Origin of the sequence: Bradyrhizobium daqingense (genome assembly GCF_021044685.1) — a bacterium.
GTDB classification, from domain to species: Bacteria; Pseudomonadota; Alphaproteobacteria; order Rhizobiales; family Xanthobacteraceae; genus Bradyrhizobium; species Bradyrhizobium daqingense.
Window position 1 is genome coordinate 7,404,104 of sequence record NZ_CP088014.1, and the last position, 26,662, is coordinate 7,430,765.

At 59.2% G+C, this 26,662-nt stretch carries 21 protein-coding genes and 5 pseudogenes; 12 read left to right on the plus strand and 14 right to left on the minus strand.

Annotated features, from left to right (window positions below; genetic code table 11):
- Nucleotides 1-33: 33 nt before the first annotated feature.
- Nucleotides 34-267: a response regulator gene (locus LPJ38_RS35310; protein ID WP_014497706.1), complete on the plus strand. Its 234-nt coding sequence runs from the start codon at nucleotides 34-36 to the stop codon at nucleotides 265-267.
- A gap of 427 nt (nucleotides 268-694) precedes the next feature.
- Here LPJ38_RS35310 and LPJ38_RS35315 read toward each other — a convergent pair whose 3' ends face one another.
- Both LPJ38_RS35315 and LPJ38_RS35320 read right to left on the minus strand, forming a co-directional pair.
- Nucleotides 695-2,377, minus strand: a complete 1,683-nt coding sequence (locus LPJ38_RS35315) for an ATP-binding protein (protein ID WP_014497707.1) — start codon at nucleotides 2,375-2,377, stop codon at nucleotides 695-697.
- Between the two features lie 37 nt (nucleotides 2,378-2,414).
- On the minus strand, nucleotides 2,415-3,884 hold the full coding sequence (locus tag LPJ38_RS35320) for an ATPase domain-containing protein (RefSeq protein ID WP_145642887.1): 1,470 nt from the start codon (nucleotides 3,882-3,884) through the stop codon (nucleotides 2,415-2,417).
- A gap of 210 nt (nucleotides 3,885-4,094) precedes the next feature.
- On the opposite strand from LPJ38_RS35320, the gene LPJ38_RS35325 reads away from it, so the two are divergent.
- Nucleotides 4,095-6,089 carry a hybrid sensor histidine kinase/response regulator gene (locus LPJ38_RS35325; protein WP_014497709.1) on the plus strand — a complete coding sequence of 665 codons (1,995 nt, stop codon included), beginning with the start codon at nucleotides 4,095-4,097 and terminating at the stop codon, nucleotides 6,087-6,089.
- 507 nt (nucleotides 6,090-6,596) lie between these two features.
- Here the strand turns inward: LPJ38_RS35325 and mmsA are convergent.
- Nucleotides 6,597-7,598 (minus strand): annotated as a pseudogene (mmsA, locus tag LPJ38_RS35330) (CoA-acylating methylmalonate-semialdehyde dehydrogenase); the annotation flags it as partial.
- Between mmsA and LPJ38_RS35335 the strand changes: the two are divergent.
- Together LPJ38_RS35335 and LPJ38_RS35340 are read left to right on the plus strand one after the other, a co-directional pair.
- A complete protein-coding gene (locus tag LPJ38_RS35335; protein ID WP_202557216.1) occupies nucleotides 7,582-8,058 on the plus strand; it encodes an ATP-binding cassette domain-containing protein in 477 nt (158 codons plus the stop codon). The pseudogene mmsA and the gene LPJ38_RS35335 overlap by 17 nt on opposite strands.
- Nucleotides 8,059-8,092: 34 nt before the next feature.
- Complete coding sequence (locus tag LPJ38_RS35340) at nucleotides 8,093-8,983, plus strand: SMP-30/gluconolactonase/LRE family protein (protein WP_011084962.1); 891 nt, start codon at nucleotides 8,093-8,095, stop codon at nucleotides 8,981-8,983.
- 45 nt (nucleotides 8,984-9,028) lie between these two features.
- Here the strand turns inward: LPJ38_RS35340 and LPJ38_RS35345 are convergent, their stop codons facing one another.
- The 5 genes from LPJ38_RS35345 to LPJ38_RS35365 all read right to left on the minus strand — a co-directional run bounded on the left by LPJ38_RS35345 (nucleotide 9,029) and on the right by LPJ38_RS35365 (nucleotide 14,769).
- Nucleotides 9,029-10,921, minus strand: coding sequence for a TRAP transporter large permease (locus LPJ38_RS35345; protein ID WP_011084961.1), 1,893 nt, complete (start codon nucleotides 10,919-10,921; stop codon nucleotides 9,029-9,031).
- The gene (locus LPJ38_RS35350) at nucleotides 10,918-11,943 is read right to left on the minus strand and encodes a TRAP transporter substrate-binding protein (protein WP_014497714.1); all 1,026 of its coding nucleotides are present in this window, start codon (nucleotides 11,941-11,943) and stop codon (nucleotides 10,918-10,920) included. Before LPJ38_RS35350 ends, LPJ38_RS35345 begins: the two co-directional genes overlap by 4 nt.
- 193 nt (nucleotides 11,944-12,136) lie before the next feature.
- On the minus strand, nucleotides 12,137-13,147 hold the full coding sequence (locus LPJ38_RS35355; protein ID WP_014497715.1) for a transketolase family protein: 1,011 nt from the start codon (nucleotides 13,145-13,147) through the stop codon (nucleotides 12,137-12,139).
- Nucleotides 13,144-13,995: a transketolase gene (locus LPJ38_RS35360; protein WP_011084958.1), complete on the minus strand. Its 852-nt coding sequence runs from the start codon at nucleotides 13,993-13,995 to the stop codon at nucleotides 13,144-13,146. The genes LPJ38_RS35355 and LPJ38_RS35360 overlap by 4 nt, the downstream gene beginning before the upstream one ends.
- Nucleotides 13,996-14,019: 24 nt before the next feature.
- Nucleotides 14,020-14,769 carry an SDR family NAD(P)-dependent oxidoreductase gene (locus tag LPJ38_RS35365; RefSeq protein ID WP_011084957.1) on the minus strand — a complete coding sequence of 250 codons (750 nt, stop codon included), beginning with the start codon at nucleotides 14,767-14,769 and terminating at the stop codon, nucleotides 14,020-14,022.
- A 108-nt stretch (nucleotides 14,770-14,877) separates the two neighbouring features.
- On the opposite strand from LPJ38_RS35365, the gene LPJ38_RS35370 reads away from it, so the two are divergent.
- From LPJ38_RS35370 to LPJ38_RS35385, 4 genes are all read left to right on the plus strand, one after another.
- Complete coding sequence (locus LPJ38_RS35370; protein ID WP_011084956.1) at nucleotides 14,878-15,774, plus strand: LysR substrate-binding domain-containing protein; 897 nt, start codon at nucleotides 14,878-14,880, stop codon at nucleotides 15,772-15,774.
- 135 nt (nucleotides 15,775-15,909) lie between these two features.
- Nucleotides 15,910-17,096, plus strand: a protein-coding gene (locus LPJ38_RS35375; RefSeq protein ID WP_095424349.1) for an IS3 family transposase whose coding sequence is annotated in 2 segments (ribosomal slippage) — nucleotides 15,910-16,162 and nucleotides 16,162-17,096 — 1,188 coding nt in all. Because the reading frame shifts where the segments join, the coding sequence is not laid out codon by codon here.
- A gap of 622 nt (nucleotides 17,097-17,718) precedes the next feature.
- Nucleotides 17,719-17,922 (plus strand): hypothetical protein, encoded by a 204-nt coding sequence (locus LPJ38_RS35380; protein ID WP_014497717.1) that lies wholly within the window; start codon nucleotides 17,719-17,721, stop codon nucleotides 17,920-17,922.
- Nucleotides 17,923-17,963: 41 nt separating this feature from the next.
- Entirely contained in the window at nucleotides 17,964-18,170 is a 207-nt protein-coding gene (locus tag LPJ38_RS35385) for a hypothetical protein (RefSeq protein WP_158516561.1), read from the plus strand.
- Nucleotides 18,171-18,348: 178 nt separating this feature from the next.
- Here the strand turns inward: LPJ38_RS35385 and LPJ38_RS35390 are convergent, their stop codons facing one another.
- Nucleotides 18,349-18,651, minus strand: a complete 303-nt coding sequence (locus LPJ38_RS35390; protein ID WP_145643235.1) for a hypothetical protein — start codon at nucleotides 18,649-18,651, stop codon at nucleotides 18,349-18,351.
- A gap of 52 nt (nucleotides 18,652-18,703) precedes the next feature.
- Nucleotides 18,704-19,486 (minus strand): annotated as a pseudogene (locus LPJ38_RS35395) (IS5-like element ISBj2 family transposase).
- A 1,022-nt stretch (nucleotides 19,487-20,508) separates the two neighbouring features.
- Here LPJ38_RS35395 and LPJ38_RS35400 point away from each other — a divergent pair.
- Nucleotides 20,509-21,696 carry an IS256 family transposase gene (locus LPJ38_RS35400; protein WP_174719465.1) on the plus strand — a complete coding sequence of 396 codons (1,188 nt, stop codon included), beginning with the start codon at nucleotides 20,509-20,511 and terminating at the stop codon, nucleotides 21,694-21,696.
- A 31-nt stretch (nucleotides 21,697-21,727) separates the two neighbouring features.
- Nucleotides 21,728-22,077 (plus strand): annotated as a pseudogene (locus LPJ38_RS35405) (SOS response-associated peptidase family protein); the annotation flags it as partial.
- Nucleotides 22,078-22,158: 81 nt separating this feature from the next.
- Here LPJ38_RS35405 and LPJ38_RS35410 read toward each other — a convergent pair.
- The 3 genes and pseudogenes from LPJ38_RS35410 to LPJ38_RS35420 all read right to left on the minus strand — a co-directional run.
- Complete coding sequence (locus tag LPJ38_RS35410) at nucleotides 22,159-22,383, minus strand: hypothetical protein (RefSeq protein ID WP_018647460.1); 225 nt, start codon at nucleotides 22,381-22,383, stop codon at nucleotides 22,159-22,161.
- Between the two features lie 145 nt (nucleotides 22,384-22,528).
- Complete coding sequence (locus tag LPJ38_RS35415; protein ID WP_231088510.1) at nucleotides 22,529-23,683, minus strand: acyltransferase family protein; 1,155 nt, start codon at nucleotides 23,681-23,683, stop codon at nucleotides 22,529-22,531.
- A gap of 287 nt (nucleotides 23,684-23,970) precedes the next feature.
- Nucleotides 23,971-24,305: pseudogene (locus tag LPJ38_RS35420) on the minus strand (transposase); the annotation flags it as partial.
- A gap of 132 nt (nucleotides 24,306-24,437) precedes the next feature.
- On the opposite strand from LPJ38_RS35420, the pseudogene LPJ38_RS35425 reads away from it, so the two are divergent.
- Nucleotides 24,438-24,611: pseudogene (locus LPJ38_RS35425) on the plus strand (IS4/Tn5 family transposase DNA-binding protein); the annotation flags it as partial.
- Between the two features lie 221 nt (nucleotides 24,612-24,832).
- Nucleotides 24,833-25,873 (plus strand): IS4 family transposase, encoded by a 1,041-nt coding sequence (locus LPJ38_RS35430; protein ID WP_224516920.1) that lies wholly within the window; start codon nucleotides 24,833-24,835, stop codon nucleotides 25,871-25,873.
- 22 nt (nucleotides 25,874-25,895) lie between these two features.
- On the opposite strand, the gene LPJ38_RS35435 is transcribed toward LPJ38_RS35430, so the two are convergent.
- Nucleotides 25,896-26,438 carry a hypothetical protein gene (locus LPJ38_RS35435; RefSeq protein ID WP_018647455.1) on the minus strand — a complete coding sequence of 181 codons (543 nt, stop codon included), beginning with the start codon at nucleotides 26,436-26,438 and terminating at the stop codon, nucleotides 25,896-25,898.
- Nucleotides 26,439-26,662 lie beyond the last annotated feature (224 nt).

A 26,662-nucleotide genomic window follows, 5' to 3' on the forward strand; every position in this document is an offset into this window, starting at 1 on the left:
AGGCAGGACGACGAATCCAAATTCCGGGCGGTCGTGACCGACATCAACCTGCTGGGAAAGCTCGATGGATGGAAGGTCGGTCGCTCTGCCCGGGAGATCGATCCGACGATGCCCATCATCTACATGACCGGCACTCACGGGGAGGAATGGGCGTCCGAGGGCGTCCCAAACAGCCTACTGCTTGCAAAGCCCTTTGCCCCTGCTCAGATCGTAACCGCGATATCGCAGCTTCTTAACGCGGCCCCGCCGATCCCGCCCGCAGACTAGCGAGCCGGTCTCATGGGCGAGAAAGCTGAAGAACCAATCAAGCCTCGCTGGGCTAGTTCGACTAGGCTATCGAGGCCGAGCGGGCCGCATTGGAGGGCGCTCGTAAGCAACGCCCGTTGGGAGAAGCAGAAGCACAAGCTGAACTTCGCCGCGCGCCGGGCCCCAAAAAACATAGTTCACGCCGCCGCCGTTGCGCATCGCCATCAATGGCGCGGCGCAGGCCAACGTGCACCAGATCGAGTCCAAGGCGGCCTGAGCGAACGCGTATAACGGCCCGGCGTTTCAGGCACTACCCCCACTCGTCATCGAATGGGGGACGCCCGGCGGAAGGCCGCAGCGCCGCTTTTCTACGGCGCGCGCACAAACCACCTGAAGGGACGGCTCGAAATCCGTCTACCCGGCAGGTGCACGCTGCCGCTGAGCGGCATTAGAAGCCATCCCTTCCATTCGGCAGGAGGTGCGCGATCTCCGTCGCAAGTTGAGCTTGCGTGTAAGGTTTCGCGAGACGTGCGACGTCTACCACTTCGCTTCCTTCCAGTTCAGCGAACCCCGTCGCAAGCAAGATCGGAAGTCGAGGATATTGGCGGCGCACTTCTCGGGCCAATTCGATTCCTGTCATTCCTGGCATCGCGTGGTCGGTTATTAAAAGATCAGCAGCTAAGCCACTTTCAAGAAGCCGCAACGCCTCAATGGCGGAATGCGCTTCAATCACCTGATGTCCCAGGTCTTCCAGCAGATCGACAGTACTGCCGGCGATCAGAAGATCGTCGTCTACAAAAAGAATCTTCGCTGGCGCCGAGGCTTGGGTAACGATGTTCGGCGCGCGTCCGGAAGGCGGCGACGTTTCACTGGCAACGGGAAGCCAAAGTCTGGCGGTTGTCCCGCTTGAGGGGGTGCTTTCGAGCCGCAGGGCACCTCCGGATTGTTGCGCCAGGCCGAACACCATGGACAAACCCAAACCCGTGCCCTTGCCGACTCCCTTCGTTGAGAAGAAAGGTTCTACGGCCCGGGCCAGCGTTTGTGCGTCCATTCCTTCTCCAGTATCTCGCACCGAGAGCACCACGTATCGGCCTGGTTGGACACCAAGCTGATCGTCGATGTCGACAATTTGCTCGGACAGCCCGATCGTGAGGACGCCGCCAGTAATCATAGCGTCCCGGGCATTCACGGCGAGATTGAGCAGAGCCATTTCGAGCTGGTTCGGGTCGACGTCGACGACCGGCATATTGTCTTCGGCGTGAAGCTCGATCCGAACCATCGGACCCACCGAACGATCTATGAGGCCTATCATGTCTTCCACAAGACTTCGGACGTCTGTAGCTTGCGCCTTCAGTTCCTGCTTGCGCGCAAAAGCGAGTAGCCTTTGTGTTAGAGTGGCGCCACGGCGGGCGCCCTCCATGGCGCCATCCAGGAGCCTGTGAAGTCGAGCATCTTCACCTAGTTTTTTCGAAAGCAGGTCGAGGTTGCCGATGACAGCCATAAGCAGGTTATTGAAATCGTGCGCGACCCCGCCGACAAGTTGGCCCAACGCCTCGATTTTCTGTGCCTGCAGCAACGCTGCCTGGGCCCGCTCGCGACCCGCAATTTCTTCCCGGAGTTGACTGTTCGCCCGCTCAAGGTCAGCCGTTCTCTCCGCAACCAAACGCTCCAGTTCGGCAGAGGCGCCGCGCTGCGCCTCAAGGTACGCACGAGTTTGATACTGTCGTCTTCGAGCGCGCTCTGCGGAAAGTACCGTGGCCTGAAGCGTGATGGCCTGCAAGGGGCGCTCGAGAAAGCCCACGTTACGCAGGCGAATGACCAACTCCCGCCTGAACGCGGCAAACTTGCCACCTTCATTGCGGTTGGTCAGTACGACAAAGGGTTGATCGGACCACGGTGGCTGACGGCCCACCCAGTCCTCCAGAACGCGGGCATTATTGCCGTAGAGCGCCTCCTCCGCCACAACCACGACTTCGATGACCCACTCGAGATTCTCTATCACTTCCTGAAGCGTGTTGCAGACCACGGGACGTAAGCCTGCCCTTTCGATCAACTTGGCAACAGTTGCCGCGTCCCGTCCAATGGGCATCAGGACCAAAACCACGCCTTTTGGCGTTTCAGGCCGGACCATCGGTGTCCCGAGGCATCAAAGGTGCCTCCTCCCCCTTCTACACCGGCGTACCGCCGAAAATGCCACTGAAACCCTTTAGCGGGGGTCCGACGGTGATGCCTTGGTGGCTCAGTTTGAATTCTCGGATCGTATGTTCGTGATTGCCGCTTCGCTTTTTCACGACGGACAGTGCGCGCCGCACGCTGCCATCAAACTCGAAATAACGCAGCATCAGCACGCCATCGGCGAGATAACTAATGTCCAGCGGCGTATCCATCGGTCCGACGAGGCCATGCTGAGCCAGCACGAGGATGGTCAGGGCGCCGCGATGACTGAGATAGCTCAGCAGCTCGTGCATCTGAAGAATCAAAAAGCGCTCATCCGGCATCGCATTGAGATAGCCATTGAGGCTGTCGATTATCACTACCCGCGCGTCAGCACGTTCTACGCTGCTCCGCACCGCGTCGGCAAACTCGCCTGGCGCCATTTCAGCAGGGTCGATTTGCTGAAAATCGATCAAGCCTTTATCGAGCCCGTCTTGAAGTGGAAGTCCCAACGTCTTCGCTCGCGCACTCACAGTGCCGCGTCCTTCGTCGAAGGCAAAAATCACGGAGCGTTCGTTTCGGGCTGCGGCTGCGATCGCATAGGTAAGCGCCAGCGATGATTTTCCAACGCCCGCTGCACCGATGAGGAGCACATTCGTTCCGCGCTCAAGGCCACCGCCCAGAAGAGTGTCCAGTTCCGGATTGCCGCTCAAGACGACGTCGCTGTCGAATTCCTTATGATGTTCTGCTGCGACAAGTCGGGGGTAAACCATGAGACCACCATGCCGGATGGTGAAGTCGTGAAATCCCCCCTTGAATTCGATACCACGCATCTTCACGACACGAAGGCGTCGCCGCTGCGCGCCGTAATCGATTGCCAACTGTTCAAGAAGCACAACGCCATGGGCGATCGAATGCAATTGCAGATCGTTCTGCTGTGATGAAAGGTCATCAAGCAAAACCACAGTGGACTTGCGACCTGAAAAGAAGTGTTTCAACGCGAGGATCTGACGGCGGTATCTAAGGGGGCTTTGTGCCAGCAGGCGAAGCTCCGACAGGCTATCGAGTACAATTCGCGCCGGCGCCAGTGCCTCGACCCGGTCAAAGATCATCTGCGTGGTTTCGCTAAGCTCCATCTCGGCCGGATGCAGCACCGTGAGTTCCTGGCTCGGATCCAGCGTGGTCTCAGGCGGGATCAATTCAAAGATTGTAATGCCGTTGAGCGACCACCCATGACGCTTTGCGACCAGACGCAATTCTTGCTCAGTCTCCGATAGCGTGATGTAGAGGGTCGGTTCGCCGACGCGAACTCCTTCCAGCAAAAATTCCAGAGCGAGGGTTGTCTTGCCTGAACCGGGTTGGCCTTCAAACAGATACATTCTCTCGGGATCAAAGCCGCCTCCGAGAATGTCATCTAGACCAAAATTTCCGGTGGAAATCCTCGGGAGCTCACAGCCGTCGAGCAACCGCTTTTCCTCATCCATATCAACCCCCGTTTCGCCGCAGGCGGAGCCGCCTTTGATTTATGGAAACTTCTGCTCCCGGGCAGGGTTCCCCGGCCAAGCCGGAGCCTCGACGGCGATACTCACCACTTGCGATCCTGTGGTCTTAAGCATTGCTCGGCCGGCCACGGCGACAGGGGCACAATGCCACGGTGTACGGAACAATCCCGCATCCAAATACGTTGAACCTGTTTGGGAGCGCTCCACCCGTTGAAAACACTGCAAACAAAGCTCGACGGGGTCGCCGACGCGCGGCCGCTTCAACTGCTCATCGACTCCATCGTGGACTACGCCATCTACATGATCGATGTAGATGGCACCGTGCGCAGTTGGAACTCCGGTGCCGAGCGATTGAAGGGCTACTCAGCGGACGAGATCATCGGCAAGTCCTTCTCATTGTTTTATCCGCCCGAGGATCGCGCGAAAGAGCTTCCCCAAACAGCGTTGAAAATTGCGGCAGAGACCGGCCGGTTCAGTTCCGAAGGGTGGCGCGTCCGCAAAGACGGGACCCGCTTTTGGGCGTTAGTCGTCGTGGATGCGATCCGCGACGAGCAAGGTCAGGTGATCGGCTTTGCAAAGGTCACGCGCGACATCACAGAACGTCAGCAGGCCCACAACGATCTGCTGGAGAGCGAGCGACGATACCGTCGATTGATCGAGGCTGTTGTCGATTATGCGATTTTTCAGCTGGATCCTGCCGGCAATATAACCACCTGGAATCCGGGTGCACAGCGCATCAAAGGCTACGATCCGGATGAAATTATCGGTCAGCACTTCAGTCGCTTCTACACGCCTGAAGATATTCAAACTGGCGTACCGAAACGGGCGCTCGCCGAAGCGGCCAAATTGGGACGCTTCGAGGCTGAAGGTTGGCGAGTGCGAAAGGACAGCAGTCGCTTTTGGGCGTCAGTTGTCATCGATCGCATCACCGACGAGGCCGGCGAATTGGTTGGGTTTGCAAAAGTAACGCGTGACGTAACCGAGCGAAAGCAGGCCCAGGACGAACTCCAGCGCACTCAGCAGCAGTTAGCCGCCTCTCAGAAGCTCGAAGCGGTAGGCCAGCTCAGCGGCGGGATCGCGCACGACTTCAATAATCTCCTGATGATCGTGCTTGGCAACCTTGAGACCGCGGAGCGGAACAGCCGCGGCCTGACTAACAGCACGAATCTTCAGCGGGCACTCGCCAATGCCAAGCGGGGCGCGCAGCGTGCCGCAGCACTGACTAGCCGCCTGCTCGCATTCTCCCGTCGGCAAGCGCTGGATCCGCAGCCTATCAATCTGAATATTTTTCTGAATGGATTGCAGGAGTTTCTGCAACGTACCCTCGGTGAACGCATCGAAGTTCAAACCGTCGGAAGTGCGGGTCTCTGGTCGATCGAGGCTGATACCAACCACCTCGAGTCTGCCATTATCAATCTCGGTATCAACGCACGCGACGCGATGCCGGATGGCGGCAAACTCACGGTCGAGGCTATGAACGTATTAGCTGACGAGGACTATTGCCGAGTGAATCCTGAGCTCTCCCCGGGCCATTATGTCATCGTTTGCGTAACAGACACTGGGACCGGGATGACCGCGGACGTCCTCAATCATGCTTTCGAGCCTTTTTTTACCACGAAAGAGCTCGGGCAAGGGACAGGCCTCGGACTTAGCCAAGTCTATGGTTTCGTAAAGCAGTCGGGTGGGCACGTGAAGATCTACAGCGAAGTCGGCCAAGGTACCAGCATCAGAATGTATTTCCCCCGCTACCATGGAGATGCTCGACCCGCCGAGGGTAATGCAGACGAGTTTCGCCCGGAAGGTGAGAAACTGGAGACGATACTCGTCGTCGAAGATGATACGGACCTGCGTGCATATGTTTCTGAGCTTCTGCGAGATTTAAATTATCGCGTGGTTGTGGCATCCAGCGCCCAGGCTGCCTTGACCATCCTTCTGCAGGAAGAGCCGAAGGTTGATCTTGTGCTGACGGATGTCGTCATGCCGGGAATCAATGGACGGGAGATGGGCCGGCGCGCACAGCAGATCCGCCCAGGCATCAAGATCCTGTACATGACAGGTTACTCGCGAAATGCCGTGGTCCACCAAGGGCGCCTTGATGAGGGCGTCGAGCTATTAGAGAAGCCGATCTCTCAGGCAAAACTCGCTTTTCGTGTGCGCGAAATGTTAGACCGGCTTGACCAATACTGAATTGAATTCGCGCCAGCGCAGGCCGTGATCCGGTACACAGGTCAATTCTATTCGCTCTTCTTGTTGGCCAAAGTGCTCCGCGTCGAGAATCTGACGGCGAACTACATGCTTATCGGCGCCACTATCATCACCGTGCCTCTGTATGTCGTGTTCGTCAGTCTTTCGGACAAGATCGGCCGCCGCAAGGCGTATGTCGCTGTGGCCCGAGTATGCGTGGCCGCACCCCAACTTTTTCGGCGCCCGCGGTCGACCTCAGTCGAAATGCGGAGGCGTACAAAATCGCGCCAATGACGGAGAGAGTGTCAGTCAATCCCAAATGAAAGATAAAGCATTTTTAAGTTTCTTGGGCGCCAAAACCCGCCATTCGAGCTACGGCCGAACACAACTGTCTGCGGCATGCTCGAGCATTTCTCTAAGACAGAGGCCGTTAGAATGACCTATGAAAAGAACGAGGGCCGATGGCCCTCGCAGTCTGGGAGAACAGACAAAAGCAGTATCCGGCAGCCGTCATGACATGGTCGGCATGACGAATTCGGCACCGGCCCGTATTCCGGTTGGCCAGCGGCTTGTCACTGTCTTCATTCGCGTGTTGAAGCGGACGCCTTCCGGTCCATGCATGTGATGATCGCCGAAGATCGACGCTTTCCATCCACCGAAGGAGTGGAAGGCCATCGGCACCGGAATCGGAACGTTGATGCCGACCATGCCGACCTTGATCTGGTGAGCAAATTCACGAGCAGCATCGCCGTCACGTGTGAAGATCGATGTCCCGTTGCCGAACTCGTGCTCATTGATCAGCCGCGCGGCCGTCGCATAATCCGGTGCTCGCACGACCGAGAGCACTGGCCCGAAGATCTCCTCCTTGTAGATCTTCATGCTCGGCTTGACGTGATCGAACAAAGTCCCGCCCAGGAAGAAGCCGTCTTCGTAGCCCTGCATTTTGAATTTGCGTCCGTCGACGAGCAACTTCGCGCCGTCCGCAACGCCCGCATCGATGTAGCTTCGGACCTTGTCCAGATGCTGCTTCGTGACGATAGGACCCATCTCGGCCTCGGGATCGGTACCCGGCCCGACCTTCAGGCCTCGAACCTTCGGCTCCAAGGCTGAGATCAGCTTGTCCGCGGTCCCCTCGCCGACCGGTACGGCAACAGAAATCGCCATGCAGCGTTCGCCGGCGGAGCCGTAAGCGGCACCCATCAGTGCATCAACCGCCTGATCCATGTCGGCATCGGGCATCACGATCATGTGGTTCTTGGCGCCGCCGAGAGCCTGACAGCGTTTTCCGGTATTCGCGGCGGTCGAATAGATGTACTGCGCAATGGGCGTGGACCCTACGAAGCTGACCGCCGAGACGTTCGGATGATGCAGTAGCGCGTCGACGGCTTCCTTATCACCCTGCACCACGTTGAAGACGCCATCCGGCAGGCCGGCTTCCTTCAGCCATTCCGCCATGATTAGCGAAGCGGATGGATCACGTTCCGACGGCTTCAGGATGAAGGTGTTTCCGCAGGGGGCTCCGCTTGAACTGTTCGAGCAGCCTCGTACGGGCTTTGTGGCCGGCTTCCTCGGGTCTCCGTCGATCAACCTCGTCCCGGCGACCCTCAAGACAAGCGGCGGCTGCGCCGCAGTTGTGTTTCAGTCCGGCGGTGCGCTGACGCTTCCGAATGCAAGAGCCAAATTGCGGACAGGTGCGGATGGCCAAGAAGTTCTGGTGGGCATTCGACCCCAGCACTTCAGCCGGGCTGGCGGCGGACCTCCGCGCGACGGGGTGGTCTCCTATTCGGCCGTCGTCGACCTCATTCAGCCGACGGGGACCCGTACATTCACCACCATCAAGATCGGCGGCGTCGATGCGGTCGCGGAGTTGCAGGCTCATGACGTCAGCAGCCATGGCGAGCGGATCAACCTCGCCATCGACCTCAATCGCGTGGTGCTGATCGATCCGGCCAGCGGCCTGGTCATCTCGTAACGAGCGCCGGCAATCTGGAGAACGGGAGGAAAAAATGGCGTCGAGACTGTTTGCCACCGGAATTGGAGCTCCGGAGGGGCCGGTGTGCCTGCCCGATGGATCGATGTATGTGACCGAAATGTCCGCGTCGACCCTTTGCATCACACGGCTTGACTCTCGCGGCAATCGCAGGGTGATCCGGACGACTGGCGGGCGTCCGAACGGGTTGACGACTGATGGCCACGGCCGGATCTGGATCGCGGAAGCAGGCCTCCGGGCGCTGATCTGCATCGACGACGGCGGAAACGAGATCCGGCGCATGCAGGGCGAAGGTACGGACCGCTTTCTATTTCCGAACGATCTTTGCTTCGGCCCGAACGGACTGCTCTACCTGACCGACTCCGGCATGGCGGCCGAAGATTTCATCAACGGCCAGGCCTTCGTCGACGGCTATATGGACCTTGATTGGGACGGCCGTGTGTATGAGATCGATCCGGCGGCCATGAAGGTGCTACGCGTGCTCGATCGGAAGATCCGCTTCACCAACGGCATTGCTTTCGGCTCCGACAATCACCTCTATGCCAACGCGTCCTTCACCGGCGAGATCTACCGATATGACGTGCTCGGCGAAGCCTCGCCTAGACGCGAGGTCTTCGGCAACGTCCTGCAACCGAATGCCAATCCCGATTTCAAAGGTCCGGACGGGATGGCCTTCGGCACGGATGGCCGCCTCTATTGCACGGTCTACAACCAGAAGAACGTCAGGGTGCTGGACCGACGGGGTGAAGTCGTCGACCGGCTGATCCTGGATGGGCCGCAGCCGACGAATTGTGCCTTCACGCTCGAGGGCAAGAAGCTACGCGTGACTGAAGTCGGCAAGGGGCAAGTCGAAGAGATCGATATGCCCTGCGAGGGCCTGCCGCTGCATCTGCCGAAGTTCGCCTGACGAGGTGCCTCGCGGTTTTGTCCCGCAAGGCGTCCCGCAGATGCGTCAAAGGAAGCCGATCGATAGCCAGGGCACGGCCGCGACGATCAGCGTGCCGATCAAAAGCGCGATCATGTAGCCCACGATCGGCTTCATGCCCTCGTCCGGGTTGATGCGGCTGATGGCGCAAGCCGCGTAGTAGCCGACGCCGAACGGTGGCGCGAACAGGCCGATGCCCATCGCGAGAACGACCACCATCGCGTAGTGGACATCGTGCACCCCGACCTGCCGCGCGATCGGGAACAGGAGCGGGCCGAACAAGACGATGGCCGGGATCCCTTCCAGAACGCTGCCCAGGATCACGAAGGTCACGATCGTCACGGCAAGGAAGACAGGTACTCCGCCGGGAAGGCTGGTCATGAACTTTGCAAGAGAGGCAGAAAATCCCGACTGGGTCAGCGCCCAGGCCATGCCCGTCGCCGCGCCGATGATGAGCAGGATCGCCCCCGACAGCGAAGCCGTCTCGACCAGCATCGGATAGATGCGGCGCCAGTCGAACTGCCGATAGATGAAGAGTCCCGCACAGGCCGAGTACAGGATCCCGATGGTCGAGACCTCCGTTGCCGTCGCAACGCCTTCGACGACGGCGGTCCGGATCACGAATGGCAGCGCGATGGCCGGTATCGCGATCACAAAGGCGCGGCCAATCTGCCGCCCCGTCGCCCGTTTGACGTGAGACAGGTCCTCGCGGCGGTATCGCCACCACACCACGGCCGCGAGCATGATCGCGAGCACCACGCCCGGAAGCAACCCGCCGGTGAACAGCGCCGAGATCGACACACCGGTCACCGAGCCGATCGTGATCAGAACGAGTGACGGGGGAATCGTCTCGGTCTGCGCCCCCGTCGCGGCCAGGAGCGCAACGAGATCGCCGGGCTTGGCCCCACGCTGCCGCATCTCGGGAAACAGCACTGGAGCCACCGCAGCCATGTCCGCCGCCTTGGAGCCGGAGATGCCTGAGACCAGATACATCGCCCCGACCAGCACGTAGTGCAGTCCGCCACGCACGTGGCCCAAAAGGCTTGCCAGGAAGCTGACCATGGCGCGCGCCATGCCCGTCATCTCGATCAGAAGGCCGAGAAAGACGAAGAGAGGCACGGCAAGCAGGATCAAGTGGCTCATGCCCTCGTCCATTCGTCCGATCATCACGACGTCGGGCGTGCTGGTTGTCAGGGCGAGATAGCCGACCGTGGCGAGGCCAAATGCAAACGCGATCGGCACGGCCGCAAAGACCATCGCGCCGACCACGAAAACGAAGAAGATCAGAAGATTCAGATTGCCAAGTGCCTTCAAGACCGGCGCCAGCAGAATGAACGTTCCGATGATGCCTGCGACGATCGCCAGGGAGGCCAGCAAGCTGCGCAGGCTCGCGATGCGGATGAGCCGGAGGACGGCTGCGATCAGCATCAGCCCGATGCCGATCGGCAGCGCTGCCGCACGCCAGGTGTTGACGATCTCGAGCGCCGGAGTGGTGACGAAGGCCTCGTCGGCGGCGAATTCATAGGCCGGCCAAACGACGAGCACGAGAAATGCCAGCGACGCCGCGGCCGCTATGACATCCAGGAACGCGCGGAGCTCCGCACTGAGCACGCCGACGATGGCGGTCATCCGCATGTGCTCGCCGCGCTGGAACGCAATCACAGACCCGAGCATGGCGAGCCAGAGGAAGAGAATGCCGGCAAGCTCGTCGGACCAGACGATCGGCGAGCGGAATACGTATCTGCCCACGATGCCCGCGGACAGCACCACGATCTCCGCCAGCACGAGCAAGGCCGCCGGGACTGCGACAGCGTGGCCAAGCACCATGTTCGCTGTCACCACCCATCGGCGCGAATTCGCTTGAGATCTGCCGGCCGCGAGCCCGGTATCCACATGCGGCGTATGGCTCACGCTGGTCATGATAGCTGGCCCGCGGCTTTTTCAAGGTGAGACCATGCCTCCTCGCCAAACTTGCCCTTCCAGTCGGCGTAAAAGCTGGTCTTAGACAGCGCCTGGCGGAAAGCGGCACGATCGACGTCGATGAACTTGAGACCTTTGGTCGACAGATCGGCGCGCAGGGACTGGCTGAGCTTTGCGATGTCTGCCCGCTGATCGACCGCGGAGCGATCGAGCTCGCGCGTCACGATCTCCTGCACATCCTTGGGCAGGCGCTCGAAGGCGCGCTTGTTGCCCAGAATCCAGTAGCCATCCCAGACGTGCCCGGTGAGGCTACACGTGCTCTGCACTTCGTAAAGACGCGCGGTCGCGATGATCGGCAACGGATTCTCCTGGCCGTCGACGACCTTGGTCTGCAACGCGGAATAGACCTCGTTGAAGTTGATCGGCGTCGGCCCGGCGCCGAGCGCCTTGAAGAGCGAGGTGAGCAGCGGCGCGGGCGGAACGCGGATCTGGAAATTCTTCAGATCATCCGGCGTCCGGACCTCGCGGCCCGACGAGGTCACCTGACGAAAGCCGTTGTCCCAGGCCTTCGAAACCGCCATGATTGGCGTCTTGGCGATTTGCGCCCGGATGTAAGTGCCGAGGTCGCCGTCCATCGCCTTCCATACGCTGTCGTAGTCGGCGAATGCGAAGCCGGTGTTCACAATGCCTGCGCTAGGTACGAGGGTGGCAAGAATCGAGGACGATTGGTTGAAGAACTCGACGCCGCCGCTGCGAACTTGGGTCAAAAGCTCGGTGTCGGAGCCGAGCTGGTTGGCCGGAAATAGCCTGATCTCCAGCCGACCGCTCGTCGCTTCGCGGATACGGTCGATCGCCTCTTGCGCCCGGATATTCACCGGATGCGTTGGGTCCTGTCCGGTCGCGAACTTGTAGACGAACTCGGCGGCAGACGCCGGGCGGGTGAGAATCCCGCAGAGAGGAACGGTGGTGGCGGCCATCAACAGCGAACGGCGACTGATGCTTCCGGGCTTCGATGCAGTCATGTTTTCCTCCTGGTCCTTCATTGACGTTGCTGCCCGTTGCATCAGCGCAGGCTGACGTGCAGCTTTCCGGGTTCTTCGCTTGCCGGCTCTCGACCACCGGCATTTGGGCAGGAGCAATCACTCGCCGCCGCAACATGCGACGGGCGTAGCTCCTCACCTGGGCTTGGCTAAGTTGGCGCTTAGCGCCGGTACACTAAAGCCACCGCTTGATCTGCCGTGCGACCTCTGCGGTGGAAATCCCGTAGCGGTCGTGCAGGGTCGGAAGTGCGCCGGCGTCAAGAAACTCGTCCGGCAATGCGATCTGGCGGAAGGGCGGATGGACGCCGGAACGCATCAGAAGCGCGGCAGCCGCCTCGCCGAGACCGCCAATCGTTGTGTGGTTTTCGGCAACGACGACCAGGCGGCCCGACTTGCCGGCTTCACGCAAGATCGTCTCGGTATCGAGCGGCTTGATGGTTGGAACATGCAGCACCGCAATATCGATGCTGTCGTCTTTCAAGGTCTGTACGGCTTCGAGCGCGCGCATGGTCATGATGCCGGATGAGATGACCAGGGCGTCCTTCCCGTCGCGGATCAGCTTGGCCTTGCCGAGCTCGAATTTGTAGTCGTACTCGTCCAGAACGACCGGCACCTGGCCGCGCAGCAGGCGGGTGTAGACTGGCCCCTGATGCGCCGCGATGGCAGGCACCAACTGCTCGATCTCGTGGGCATCGCAGGGATCGATGACCGTCATATTTGGCATGGCACGAAATAGCGCGAGATCCTCTGCGGCCTGGTGACTCGGGCCGTAGCCCGAGGTCAGGCCGGGCAAAGCACAAACGATCTTCACGTTGCGGTCTTCCTCCGCAATCGTCTGGTGAATGAAATCGTAAGCCCGCCGAGACGCGAACACCGCGTAAGTGGTCGCGAAAGGCATGAAGCCTTCGGCAGCGAGGCCGGAGGCGGCGCCGAACAGAAGCTGCTCGGCCATGCCCATCTGGTAATAGCGGTCCGGGAACTCCTTTGCGAAGATGTACATGTCGGTGTATTTGCCGAGATCGGCCGTCATGCCGACCACCTCAGGGCGGTGGCGCGCGAGTTCGACGAGCGCGTGTCCGAACGGCCCCGGTCTGGTCTTCTGCCCCTCGGCTGCGATCGATGCGATCATCGCTGAGGTGGTCAGGCGCGGCTTGCCCGGCTGCGGTGCTGATCTGACGGTCTTCATGCCTGCCTCCCGGCTTCCAGCGCGGCAAGCGCGAGCTGCCATTCGTGCGGCTCGACGCGGATGAAATGGCTCTTCTCGCGCTGCTCGAGGAAGGGAACACCCTTCCCCATCAGCGTGTCGGCGACGATGATCCGCGGCTTGAGTTCGGGATGGGACTTGGCCGCGTCGAAGGCGGCGACCACGGCATTGAGATCGTTGCCGTTGACGCGCTGCACGAACCAGCCGAAGGCCTGAAGCTTCTCGACCAGCGGCTCGAACGCCATGACCTGCGTGGAAGGACCGTCCGCCTGCTGATTGTTGACGTCGACGATGCCGATCAGATTGTCGAGCTTGTAGTGGCCTGCCGACTGGATCGCCTCCCAGACCGAGCCTTCGTCAAGCTCGCCATCGGAAAATAAGGTGTATACCCGCGCTCCGGATTTCTTGCGTTTGAGTCCCAGGCCCATGCCGACGGCGATGCTGAGTCCGAGCCCGAGCGAGCCGCCCGACATTTCCATTCCCGGTGTGTAGGAGGCCATGCCCGACATCGGCAGGCGGCTCTCGTCGCTGCCATAGGTTTCGAGTTCTTCCTCGGGGACGATCCCCGCCTCGATCAAGGCCGCGTAGAGCGCGATGGCATAATGCCCGTTGGAGAGCAGAAAGCGGTCTCGCTCCTCCCAGGACGGATCTTCGGGTCTGTAGCGCATCGCATGGAAATAGGCGACGGCGAGAACGTCAGAGATGTCGAGCGCCTGTGCGATATAGCCTTGGCCCTGAACTTCGCCCATGCGCAGGGCATTGCGGCGAATATTGTGGGCGCGGTCCGTCAGCTTGGGCGTGTTCGTAAGCGCGTTGGTCGAGGTTTCCATCGATCTGACCCTTGTCTCGCTGGCTCAGTGGATGAGCATGCCGCCGTTCACGTCGATCACGGCGCCGGTTACGTAGGCGGAGAGATCCGAGGCCAGGAAGGTGTAGATACCGGCGACGTCTTCGGCCGTACCGAGACGATTGAGCGGAATGCCTTCCAGGATCTTCGCCCTCATCTCGTCGGTCAGCTTGCCCGCGGTGATATCGGTGCCGATCAGGCCGGGCGTGACGCAATTGACGCGAATGCCGTCCGGGCCGAACTCTCGGGCCATCGCCTTGGCGAGACCAAGTACGCCGGCCTTCGCGGCCGAATAGTGCGGGCCGCCAAAAATTCCACCACCGCGCTGGGCCGAGACCGACGACATGCATGCAATCGATCCGGCTTTCCGTCCGCGCATATGCGGGATCACCGCCTGGGAGAGAAACAGGATGCCCTTGAGATTGACGTCCTGAATGCGATCCCAATCGGCTGCCGAGATCTCCAGGAACTTCACCGGCTGGGTGATGCCGGCATTGTTGATCAAAACATCGGTGCCGCCAAAGGATTCGATCACGCGGGCGACCGCCTGTTCGCAGGACGATTTGTCGGCGACGTCGCACCCTAGTCCGATATGGGAATTTCCGAGCGATGCCGCAGCATCCGTCGCAGCGCCGGCGTCAATATCCAGAATGGCGACCCGAGCGCCCTCGGCGGCGAACCGCCGGGCGGTGGCAAGCCCGATCCCGCGCGGCGAGGCCGCGCCCGAAATGATGGCCGTCTTACCGCTGAGCAGCATCAGTTCCTCCCGCAAATTGTTCTTCCTTGGCGCTTAGGAATGACCCGCCGACCGCCAACGGACAAACGCGCAGTTGTCACGGATCGATGAATCTGGTTCACTTATGGGATGCTGTCGAATATCCCCATATCGGCAATTCGTGCCTTTGAAGCGGCTGCCCGCACCGGATCGTTTCGCGATGCGGCGAATGAGCTTCACCTGACACCGAGTGCCGTTAGTCATGCCATCCGCAAGCTGGAGGGCACCCTTCGGACCGCTTTGTTCGAGCGCAGCGCACGATCCGTGCGACTTACGCCGGCCGGCGAGAACCTGATGCGTCACACGGGAGCGGCATTCGATCAGCTCCGCCGTGGCCTAGAGGAAGTTGCCGCGCGCGGACCACAATTGGTGCGCGTCCATTCCGCGCCCAGCTTTGCTGCGCAATGGCTGGCACCACGGCTTGCACAGTTTCTCGCTGCTTACCCGAAGCTCGAGGTTCGGCTGGCTGCAAGCACGGACTATGCGCGCTTCAGCAACGATGATTTCGATATCGACATCGTCTACGGTCCGCCACGCGCGGAGGGCGTCGAAATTGTCCCTCTGCCGGAGGAGACGGTCACGCCGCTCTGCTCGCCCTCGCTCGCAAAATCGATCAGGAAGCCTGCCGATCTCCTCGATCAGACGCTCATCCGCTCCGACGTGAAGCGGGTGCAGTGGCATCAATGGTTCACCGCGAATGGGTTAGAAGCACCTGCGCTTCACGGCATGAGATTCGACCGAAGCTTTCTTGCGATCGCGACGGCTGCAGAGGGATTGGGCGTGGCCTTGGAATCAACGCTTCTGGCCGAACGCGAACTGGCGTGCGGGCGCTTGGTCGCTCCATTGGCCGGACGCGCCAACGATATCCGCTACGTCGGTCACCGCTTGATCTACCCGCGCGCAAGCCGACAAAGATCGTCGGTACGAGCTTTTGCGGATTGGGTGGTGGCCCAACTCGGCGGCGGAGATGTTCGCTCCTCGCAGTGAGACCTCATCGAGATATTCCTGAAGCTGATGCGGAAATCCACCGCGTTTTGAGGATCTGCCCTTCATAGGAACTGACCTGCCACTGCGTATTTCCTCCAGAAGGAGTTAGAGTCCGGCCCGAAGAAGGACGGACAGATGAAGCGAGCAAGGTTCACGGAAGAGCAGATTATCGCGGTATTGAAGGAGCATGAGGCTGGGGCGAAGACAGCCGACCTGGCTCGCAAGCACGGTGTTTCCGAGGCGACGATCTACAATTGGAAGGCCAAATTCGGCGGCATGGACGTTTCCGAGGCGAAGCGGCTGAGGGCCCTGGAGGAGGAGAACGGGAAGCTGAAGAAGCTTCTGGCCGAGCAGATGCTCGATGCGGCCGCACTTCGCGAGCTCCTTTCAAAAAAATGGTAGGGCCCGCCGCCAAGCGCGCTGCGATCGCGCATCTGCAGGCCGTCATGAGCCTGTCGGAACGGCGGGCCTGCTCGATTGTGGGGGCGGATCGGAAGATGATCCGCTATCGCTCCAGCCGCCCGCCGGAGGCAGTTCTGCGTGGCCGATTGCGCGATCTCGCCAACGAGCGGCGGCGTTTCGGCTATCGCCGGTTGTTCGTCTTGCTGCGGCGGGAGGGCGAGCCATCGGGGATCAACCGGATCTACCGGCTTTACCGCGAGGAAGGGCTCACCGTCCGCAAGCGGCGGGCTCGCCGCAAGGCGGTGGGGACCCGGGCCCCGATCCTGGTCGAGGCGAGGCCGAACGCGCGCTGGTCGCTGGATTTCGTCCACGACCAGTTCGCCAATGGCCGACGCTTCCGCATCCTCAACATCGTCGACGACGTCACCAAGGAATGCCTGGGCGCCATTCCGGAGACGTCGATCTCGGGGCGGCGCGTGGCCCGCGAACTGACGGCAATCGTCCAGCGACGCGGCAAGCCAGGAATGATCGTGTCCGACCATGGCACCGAATTCACCTGCAACGCCATGCTCGCTTGGTGCAAGGACGCAGCCATCGATTGGCACTTCATTGCGCCGGGAAAGCCGATGCAGAACGGCTTCGTCGAGAGCTTCAATGGCCGGATGCGCGATGAGCTACTCAACGAGACCCTGTTCTTCGATCTCGATGACGCCCGCACCAAGATCGCCAACTGGGTCGCCGACTACAATCTCCAGCGTCCCCACTCGTCGCTGAAATACCTGCCCCCCGCGGCCTACGCCGCCCACCTCACCGCAACGGACGATCGGCTGCGCAACCCCGACCAGCTCCGCCGATCGTCCGTTGCTCCATCCGCGCCACTTGGCGTACAAAACCTCAAGACTCTAACTGCCGCTGGATGAAAATGCAGTGGCAGGTCAGAACCCCTCCGACCGCGTGCACGTTGCCGTATCGCTTCAGGACCCCCTGCCTTGGAGCGCCCCAACAGCGGCCTCCGCGTTGCCCCCGCGGGGGTCGTTTTATCGCGAGGCACAATGGACGAGGGTTGGAGAGTAGTGTTCGCGATTAGCGCCACTGCCGTGGTCGCCGGGGGCGCCTTCTTTGCCATCCGGTTTATCATCGGTCTGCACCTTTAAGGTCGCCCCTTACCCGTATTTTTCCCTAGGTCCAAAGTCTCACATCCACACACCAGTGGAGAAAGTGTCATCGGTGCACTACGGCTTGCGCTCCCGCATCGGTTGCAGTTGGATAGAGGAGCGAATTTACAAGAGACGTTTTTGAGGGGGAACAATATGAGGGCAGCAACGCTCGTTGCCGGGCTTTTTTTGGCAATCGGAATAATTGGACCGGCCGATGCTCGCGGAGGAGGTCACGGGGGCCGTGTCAGCTATGGCGGCGGACACCACACCTCAAGCCACGGCGGCAGCTTTTCAGGCGGCTCGGGATCGTTGCACCGCGGCGGGACCTATGTGAATTCAAACACCGGGAACCGTTACGGCACCCACCAATAAGAGGAAGCGCGCAATGGCGAAGTCGACCCGGAATAGCGGCAAGCAGTCGACGTCAGGCGAAGTGAGCCAACTCAAACAACTTGTGAAGGGCAACACACCGACGCGAGTGATCGGCCTGAAGTTGGGCCGAACCGAAAACGCGATCTACAACAAAGCATCTGAGGAAGGAATCTCACTGGCTCCGACGAACCAAAGCCCCTACGGCACGAAGAAGTAGGTACGGAGATCATGCTGAGACATTGGCCTGCGGCGCTTTGCATGGCCCTCGTGGGTTCGGCTTATGGTCAGGCGCCTGCTCCGGCCGCGCCCAAAGCCGCTCCTGAGCCGTCGGCCTATTGTCGATCTTCTGCGCAAATACTCTTTCAGGGTGGAGCTTCGGACGGCGACATCGCCGCCGTCGCGAAGATCTGCCGCCGTGGCGATGTCATCGCCATCAGCACCAGCGCACAAGGTTCAGTATTCTAGGTCGGTCGCCTATGTGACTTTACGAAGTCAGTAGTCGTGATGGGTCCACAGACGCTTTGCGTCCTAGGAGCCGAACGAAGCGTGAGGTGACCAATCCGTGATCGTGATCATGCCCTGCGCGGCGAAATCCAGCTACTGGTTGCTCGCTCGACTGTCACGTCACCGCGACATGTGACATCTACCGCAAAAGCTTCTTTAGCGCAGCGTCGCTCGCTAATCTTGAACTTAAGCGTCGAGCCGCTCCCTGTTGGTTCTCGCCAAGCGTATCTTTGATGATTTCCGTCGCTCGGGTCATCACCTCTTTTCGGACGGATGGGACGGCGCGGATCATCGCCGCAATTTCAGCCTCTGACATACTCTTATTGGGATCCAACTGACGGAGTTCGGCGAACCTTAATTCAACCGCTTTGATTTTTGAGTCATCGAACCACAGAGCAACGCTCTTCTGAGAGTCCGCAATTTTTTGTCGCTTTGTCAGCATCCATATCCTGCGTTCCGACGGGCGAATACATTTGGCCAACTAGGGTCCAGACTCAATTGAGCCAATATGCGACGAGAGCGGCGAGATGAACAGCGGCCAAAAAATTACGGGCGAGCTTGTCATATCGCGTGGCGATGCGCCGGAAGTCCTTGAGCCTGCAAAAGCAGCGTTCGATGACATTTCGTCCTTTGTAGGCGCGTTTGTTGAAGCGATGGATGACGACACGGTTAGATTTATTGGGGATTACGGGCTTGGCGCCACGACGAATGATTGCGCCGCGAAGCTTGTCGCCATCATACCCTTTGTCGGCGAGGAGCACGCTCATGGGTGGCGCGAGCGCCAGGACATCGGGAGCCGCAGCGATATCGGCATCCTGGCCTGGAGTCAGATGCAGGACGACCGGCCGGCAGAGCGGATCGCTCAGCGCATGGATTTTTGTCGTGCGGCCTCCGCGCGAGCGGCCGATTGCTTGATTGTGCTCCCCCCTTTTCCGCCGGAGCCACACCGGTGAGCTTTAATCGAGGTCGAGTCGAGCGACAGTACGACGCCGTCTTCGCCAGGCTTGGCCAGCGCTTCGAAGATTGCGCACCATCGTCCTCGCTTGGCCCAGCGATTGAAGCGATTGTAGATCGTCGTGTAAGGGCCGTATTCACGTGGACAATCACGCCATCGTGCACCCGATTGCAGCATGTGAATGATGCCGCTGACGATGCGTCGGTCGTCGTCCCGATCCGGCCCCGTCAGTCCCCTCGGCAGATGCGGTTCGATACGCGCCCATTGCCTGTCGTTCAGCCAAAACAAACCAGCGCGCATTCTCTCGCCCCCGAATCAACACGTAGGCAAGAGAATCACGTGGCGCTATTTAGGTACAGGCCCTAGCCAACCAAGTTTTGCCTGAAACGTGTCTGTCAATTGCAAGATCTTCGCCGCAACGCAGGTTGCTAGGTGGAGATCGGCCTTCACAGCGATGGAAAGTTTGAGAAACGCTATGCAGTCTACCTGAGATCTGTGCCCTCGGAATCCAGAAAGAAATAGCCAGGCTCGTTGTAATTCAAAAGCCGGCCCATAAACTCCGAGATCTTATTTCTCGCCCGAAGTCCAACGATAGGGAGATCGGATTTCACAGCAGGAGCCTGGAATTGACCGACCTGTCGTTCTACGACCAATTCGAGACTGCGCACCGGTGCAATGGCAATGTACGGTGCCTTGCATCCGCCCGCTGGCCCGCGAGGTACTAGGTCGCAACTTTGCGTTAGCACGATGAAGAACAAGTTCTTCGGATGGTGGAAAAAATGAGGATGAACTGCCTCCAGTAGAGCATCCAGCTCTAGCGTCCTTCGCAGAACGTCCCCTTGCATCAACTCCGTGCTCGAGAACGCCGTTGTCTCATATGCAAAGTGCATGGGCCAAGCATGAGCGCGGATCAGGATGCAGTTTTGGATGCGAACGTATCCGAAGGTGAGACTCGCCCCTCCAGTTCATCATTCAGCCGGCGGATCGCTTGTCGCGTCGACACATTGGCCGGCTCGATTGAGACGGTAATTTTTGTGAAGGCCCCAGACTTGCTAATCTGCGTTCGGTAACTACTGCGGCACTCGGTTCGGCATGAAACGATGTTGCATCTCTGCCCTTGGTGTTAACGACTGCGTCGACAGCACGCCATTCCTGTCTGGTCACCGATGTCGATGAAATTCTGATGTTTTTCGAACTCATTGCATTGCCCCGTAAATGTTTGTCAAAAGATTGCACGCCATCTCAAAACTGCTTTGCATTCGGTAACGTACAGAGTCTTTCGCACTTTCAGGATTGACGGCTTCCTCTAGAATGAAGGAGCTTTGAATGAACGATGGGAATGCCATGGGTCAGGTGATCCAAATTGATGAGGCCCGGATTCGAGATCACCTGGGCGAGATGGTCCGCGGGACGGTGGAAGAGACACTGAACGCCATGCTGGAGGCCGAAGCGGACCAGCTGTGCGGTGCTGGGCGTTATGAGCGCAGCCCGGCCCGGCAGGACACGCGGGCAGGCAGCTACGAGCGAACGCTGCAGACCAAGGCGGGCGACGTCAATCTGAAGGTTCCGAAGCTACGTCGGCAAACCTTCGAGACGGCGATTATCGAGCGCTACTGGAGGCGGGAGAGCTCGGTCGAGGAGGCGCTGATCGAGATGTATCTGGCCGGGATTTCGGTTCGGCGGGTCGAAGACATCACGGAGGCGCTGTGGGGCACCCGGGTCAGCCCGAGCACAGTGTCGAACCTGAACAAGAAGATCTATACCAAGATCGAGGCGCGGCGGAATCGCAGGATCGAAGGCGAGCATCCGTATCTCTACCTCGACGGCATCGTGATGAAGCGCAGCTGGGCTGGTGAGGTTCGCAACGTGTCGCTGCTAGTGGCCTCGGCGGTCAATGCTGAGGGGTTCCGGGAGATCCTCGGCATCTGTGAGGGCGCCAAGGAGGACAAATCCGGCTGGTCCTCGTTTCTGCGGCATCTCGTCGATCGCGGTCTCAGGGGCGTGCAGTTGGTGGTTTCCGATGCGTGCCGAGGTCTTGTCGAAAGCGTTGCGGATTATCTGCCGGAGGCCCGCTATCAACGCTGCATGGTGCATTTTTATCGCAATGTCTTCAGCCACGTGCCGTCGACCCGGGTCCACGAGGTGAGCCACATGCTCAAGGCCATTCATGCCCAGGAGAGCCGCGCCGCGGCCGACGAGAAAGCCAGGACCGTCATCGCGGATCTGCGGGCAAGCCGTATGGCCAAAGCTGCTGATCTCGTCGAGCAGGCGGTTCACGAGACGCTCGCCTACTATGCCTTTCCTGACATCCATTGGCGGAAGATTCGAACGAACAATCCGCTCGAGCGCATCATGAAGGAGATCCGGCGACGAACCCGTGTCGTCGGCGCCTTCCCCGACGGTCAATCCTGTCTCAATTTGGCGGCGGCCCGGCTGCGGCACATTGCCGGAACGGCGTGGTCGACCAAATGCTACATGAACATGCGACCGCTCTATCAGCCACAACTCTCTGAAACCGGAGCCGTCGCCTGATCAAAAGTGCGAAAGATTCTGGACAGTACCGCCAAATCCCGAGACGAAGAAGAAAGATGTGGTTTGGTTCGCGCTCGAGGAGAGCCGGCCGCTGTTCTGCTTCGGCGGCATCTGGACCGAGTTCAGAGGCGACCGCGGCACCAAGTCGAAGCCGATCCCCGGCCCCACCTTGTCTACGGCTTCCTGACGACGTCACCCAATGCGGTCGTCGAGCCGATCCATCCGAAAGCAATGCCCGTGATCCTGACCACCGAGGAGGAGCGCGACATCTGGATGCACACTCCCCGGGATGAGGCAAAGGCGCTGCAGCGCCCGCTGCCCAACGACGCCCTGAGGATCGTCATGCGCGGCGCAGACAAGGAAGACAAGATCGCTGCGTAGGCTGCATTTGCACGGGCACCAGTTGAATGTACTTTTTGCCGGAGCGCTCGCGGGAATGCGACTGAGACGCTGACGTCCCGTCTAGGTCGCATGTGTGTCTGCTCGGGTACGCGGCCCAGAGCGTCCGCGATCTGAATGCGGCTCTTCTCTCCCCGAATCCTGAAACGCCTTCAAGATGGAGTTCATGTCGTATTGGCGGACGACCTGGATGCAATTCATCAGGTCGAGTTCAAGCTCGCCGTAATTCAGCAGGGTGCGGCCGATTATCGCCATCTCTTTCGGGAAGATATTGTGAATGGGAAACATGTGGTCTGCCTGAGTTAGCTCTTTCAATTACCCACATCTCATACCTAGCTAATTACCCTGAAGCTGGAAGGCCAGAGGGGGCGAAAGCGCTTCTGAGAGCAGAACAGGATAAGCACATCCGTGCATACCTGCGGCAGTGCCTGCATTAGCCTTTGAGGTGCTCAAATGATCTGCGACGCAAAGTGGCACGGATCGGTTCGTCGATATATCGCTTAACAAGAAAGCTAAAAGCGATTGCAACTAGAGTCATGCTTGGTACCGCTAGCGCTGCATGGATCTGCGCAACCCAACCTGCCGAAGTTCCGCCGAACAATAGCATGAGTGGAACGTAGTGGGTCATATAAAGCGGATATGAAAGATCTCCGATAAACTCGCTAAAACGGTTGATCGACGGACTCCCGATTGCATTAGCGCCCAGCCAAACAAGGAGCGGATATACGATTGTGACGATCAGGAAATCGTAGGGCTTCCAAAGGAAGGGCCAAAAAAAGGTCGCAAGCATGATAAGCGGAAGGTAATATGCTGCCCCTGGCAACAGCGGTTGCCTGCCAATACGGCAAGCAACAACGCCCGCGATAAATGAAAAACCTACCCGTACAAAGCCAATCCAGAAGGTTCTGCGGTCGAAACCGCCGTTTAGGCTTCCGAAATCGTAGCACGTGTATGCCGTTGCAACCGCGGCGAAGGCGAGCATCGCTAGCAACCATCGAAGCGATAGTTGGCGCAGACAAAGAGCAAACGTTAGGCTCGCCACATACTCGCAAAGCAATGACCAGGCGGGAGCGACAAAAGGAAAAATAGGAAAGCTGGGATCGTGGACAAATAAGTGCGGCAACAGAAGTACGCTGCAGGTGAGGAGAATAAAAAACTCCGTGACACTAAAATTGAATAACGCGGCAGCCATAGGCGCATAGAATCGTCCGATTACAACCACAACGAAGCCCAACAAGGAGCCAATTACGACGAGCGGATGCAGTCGTATCAGACGCCTTTTAATAAGTTCTGTGGGTGACAATTCTACGCGAGAAGGGTCGTAGGCAAATGCCATTACATACCCTGACAAGCAAAAGAAAAAATCTACAGCGAGATAACCGTGAGGAATCCGGTTCTGAGGACCGAACTGAAAGGGTTCATAAAAATGTAAAACGGCGACACAGATGGCAGCAATTCCCCGCATGCCGTCAAGAATGCTCAGTCGCGCGACCTCTTTGGCAGCCAGCGACCCGGGGTCTTCGGGAAAGGCGTTGGGGGGCGGTAAATTCGGGGAGGCGCAGCTGGATTTGAGCATCGCGTTCGACATGTAGGATTCTGCAATTCTATTAACGCATCTGTCGCATTTCTTTACATATACATGCATATACATGCATATACATGCATATACCGTGTGCCGCTACACGGTCTGAGCACCGTCAACTGCTAGCCCGGCCTATTCGTCAGAGGGCGGCTTTTGGGCCCGATTGATGCGGCCGCACATCTTGTCTGGCGAGGCGCACAGGATTGCCTTCGGCTTTTCACCGCCTGACGACCCGTACTTTGCAACGCGCTTGAGGGATGGGGTGGGTGAACGGGGGGCGGACGCCCCGCCGGTCAAGGACCGAGCGGCAGCAGCGCGCCTGGCAAACGGCGGATCAGGTCGGCTCGGGACATGCCGCGGCAAACGCAAGGCGAATGCGGCTCGTGGTCTCGACCACACGGGCAGCGATTTTCAAGAGACGAAGACGCAGCGTCGCGAACTCGGCAGCGGCCAATTCCCGGACTTTGGGAATCGCCTCGCGCACGGTCAGCATCAGCCAATAAGCGGCCGTATGGAGCGCGAGACGGACCTGGTTGGCGAGCGCCGAACGGCAGCTGGTGCGGTCGGAGGCGAGCTGCGTCATATGCAGCTTGATCAGATTCTCGGCTCGGCCGCGCGCGCATTGTAAGCGGCAAAGAGATCTTTCAATTACCCACACTTGACGTCGGATTTGAGCGGGGCGCCGCGGCCGAAATCTTGAATCAGTAGAATCTGTTGTGATTCGTTGTTGAGCACCTGATTCGGAAGTGCGGGGTGCTCGATGGGCTTGGTGAAGGAACGCGCGGTGGCGCGTGCTCAGCGATTGACGACCGGTATCGAGACGTGGGTTGATCGGGAAGTTGCGGGATGCGAGTTTAAGGATGAGCGGCTTGGTCGCCGGTTCTGCAAATTGCTCGCACAAATCGGGAGCGACATGGGTCAAAGCATCCCGTTGGTTTGTCAGGATTGGGCCAACACGAAGGCCGCCTATCGATTCTTCTCCAACGAGCGGGTCGACGAGGCGGATATTCTTGGCGGTCATTTCGAGGCGACGCGCGAGCGCGTAGCGGCGAGGGAGGGACCGATCCTCGTCCTCCATGACACGACGGAATTCAGCCTCAAGCGCGAGAAGCCGGATCTGATCGGCTTTACGGGCAAGACGGCAGGACGCACGCAGTGCGGCATCCTGATGCATTCGAGTCTCGCCGTGACGACCGAGGGGCTTCCGCTAGGACTGTCGGCAATCAAGTTCTGGACCCGCAAGAAGTTCAAGGGGACGACGGCGCTGAAGCGAAGGATCAATCCGACACACGGGTGCCGATCGAGCAGAAGGAGAGCATCCGCTGGCTCGAGAATTTACGGCAATCGACCGACCTTCTTGCTGCCCCTGGACGATGCGTTCATATTGGTGATCGCGAGAGCGACATCTATGAGCTGTTTTGCCTGGCCGAGGAGGTTGGAACGCATTTCCTGGTGCGAACCTGTGTTGATCGGCTTGCCGGGGACGGCAATCATACAATTGCCGACGAAATGGACGAGGTTACGATCAAGGGTCTGCATCGGATCAAGGTCAAGGACGACAAAGGCGATCCCGACGACGCCGTTCTTGAGATCAGGTATCGCAAGATACGCGTCCTGCCGCCGATCGGCAAACAGACGAAATATCCCGCACTCACTCTGACCGTGATCCATGCTCAAGAGCGGGGAAGGCCGAAGCGGCGAAAGAAAATCGAGTGGAAGCTCCTCACCGATCTCCCGGTCCAATCGCGCACGGACGCCATCGAGAAGATCGAATGGTACGCGTTGAGGTGGAAGATCGAAGTCTTCCATAAGATCCTCAAATCGGGCTGCAAAGCAGAGGACTCAAAATTGCGAACTGCTGAGCGTCTGGTCAATCTGATCGCGGTCTTCTGCATTGTGAGTTGGCGCGTGTTCTGGATGACGATGCTCAATCGCTCCTCGCCGAATGCCATACCGCAAACGGCGCTGACGGATCCCGAAATCAAGCTTCTTGATCATTTGGTGAAAGACCGGGGTGGTAATTGCTCTCGACGAAGCACGCTCTCGTACTATGTCGTCAAGATCGCGCGGCTCGGAGGATACTTGGCCCGAGCCAACGATCCGCCTCCAGGAAGTACCGTGATCTGGCGCGGACTCTCGCGGCTGAACGACATCGAACTTGGAGCCGCAATCGAGGCAACAACTATGGGTAATTGAAAGGAGTTAGCTTGCTAATGGTCTACGGCTTGAAATGGATAATCGAGCGAAGGAACTCGGGCATCTCAGGGCGCGTGGGACACGCATACTCAGTCGGTGGGGCGCCATCCTTGAAACCCAAGCCATAGCGGAAGGCGATGACGAGGTGTGCGGCATAATTCGTTAGTTCTTCAGTGCTGAATACCTGGGCTTTGGTCAGAGATCGCTTTTTCGAGCGAAGGTGAAAGACGAAGTCGTCGCCTTCATACTCCCCAGCGATAGAGTGAACGACGTTATTTCTGACGTAGTGGATGCCTTTTAGTATTGGCCTTAGTTCATCGAAAGCCTTCTGCGCTGGGGCCGGTAATTCGGAAAGCTTCGACAGCTGGTGAATCTTTTCCGCCCGCTGGTCTGCACTCAGGGTGAAAACGACTATTACTGCTTCATCATCGGTGAGGCGAAGAATGACTTTCAGGCAATTTCCCAGGATGTGCTCGATGTGGGACCAGCGCAAAGCCAGGACGCCGAGCTTGGCGTACTCAGCATCCGTGAGGGCTGGCTCAAAATTATAGGGTGTGGGGATCATGACGTCGCCCTGTTAAGACGCGGCCTTAGCCGCAAATTCGCTTTCTGGTCCATGCATGATCAGCGTTGCGCCTCTGCAAACCATCGCCCAGTTCTCGGTGCTGGAAAAGCCTGGTGCAGAAATCTTTATGGTCGCGTCGAATCTGGCGGGCGCTGGCGCGTTCTGAACGTGAACGATTCCGGCCGCAGGTTGACGGTCACCAAAGCCTCATCTGCTGGCGCGCC

Bases quoted from the DNA above. Each gene is read 5' to 3' on its own strand.
- LPJ38_RS35315 (WP_014497707.1), bottom strand. From the start codon at position 2,377: ATGGTCCGGCCTGAAACGCCAAAAGGCGTGGTTTTGGTCCTGATGCCC.
- LPJ38_RS35320 (WP_145642887.1), bottom strand. From the start codon at position 3,884: ATGGATGAGGAAAAGCGGTTGCTCGACGGCTGTGAGCTCCCGAGGATT.
- LPJ38_RS35335 (WP_202557216.1), top strand. From the start codon at position 7,582: ATGAAGGTGTTTCCGCAGGGGGCTCCGCTTGAACTGTTCGAGCAGCCT.
- LPJ38_RS35340 (WP_011084962.1), top strand. From the start codon at position 8,093: ATGGCGTCGAGACTGTTTGCCACCGGAATTGGAGCTCCGGAGGGGCCG.
- LPJ38_RS35345 (WP_011084961.1), bottom strand. From the start codon at position 10,921: ATGACCAGCGTGAGCCATACGCCGCATGTGGATACCGGGCTCGCGGCC.
- LPJ38_RS35350 (WP_014497714.1), bottom strand. From the start codon at position 11,943: ATGACTGCATCGAAGCCCGGAAGCATCAGTCGCCGTTCGCTGTTGATG.
- LPJ38_RS35355 (WP_014497715.1), bottom strand. From the start codon at position 13,147: ATGAAGACCGTCAGATCAGCACCGCAGCCGGGCAAGCCGCGCCTGACC.
- LPJ38_RS35360 (WP_011084958.1), bottom strand. From the start codon at position 13,995: ATGGAAACCTCGACCAACGCGCTTACGAACACGCCCAAGCTGACGGAC.
- LPJ38_RS35365 (WP_011084957.1), bottom strand. From the start codon at position 14,769: ATGCTGCTCAGCGGTAAGACGGCCATCATTTCGGGCGCGGCCTCGCCG.
- LPJ38_RS35370 (WP_011084956.1), top strand. From the start codon at position 14,878: ATGCTGTCGAATATCCCCATATCGGCAATTCGTGCCTTTGAAGCGGCT.
- LPJ38_RS35380 (WP_014497717.1), top strand. From the start codon at position 17,719: ATGGCGAAGTCGACCCGGAATAGCGGCAAGCAGTCGACGTCAGGCGAA.
- LPJ38_RS35385 (WP_158516561.1), top strand. From the start codon at position 17,964: ATGGCCCTCGTGGGTTCGGCTTATGGTCAGGCGCCTGCTCCGGCCGCG.
- LPJ38_RS35390 (WP_145643235.1), bottom strand. From the start codon at position 18,651: ATGCTGACAAAGCGACAAAAAATTGCGGACTCTCAGAAGAGCGTTGCT.
- LPJ38_RS35400 (WP_174719465.1), top strand. From the start codon at position 20,509: ATGGGTCAGGTGATCCAAATTGATGAGGCCCGGATTCGAGATCACCTG.
- LPJ38_RS35410 (WP_018647460.1), bottom strand. From the start codon at position 22,383: ATGTTTCCCATTCACAATATCTTCCCGAAAGAGATGGCGATAATCGGC.
- LPJ38_RS35415 (WP_231088510.1), bottom strand. From the start codon at position 23,683: ATGTCGAACGCGATGCTCAAATCCAGCTGCGCCTCCCCGAATTTACCG.
- LPJ38_RS35435 (WP_018647455.1), bottom strand. From the start codon at position 26,438: ATGATCCCCACACCCTATAATTTTGAGCCAGCCCTCACGGATGCTGAG.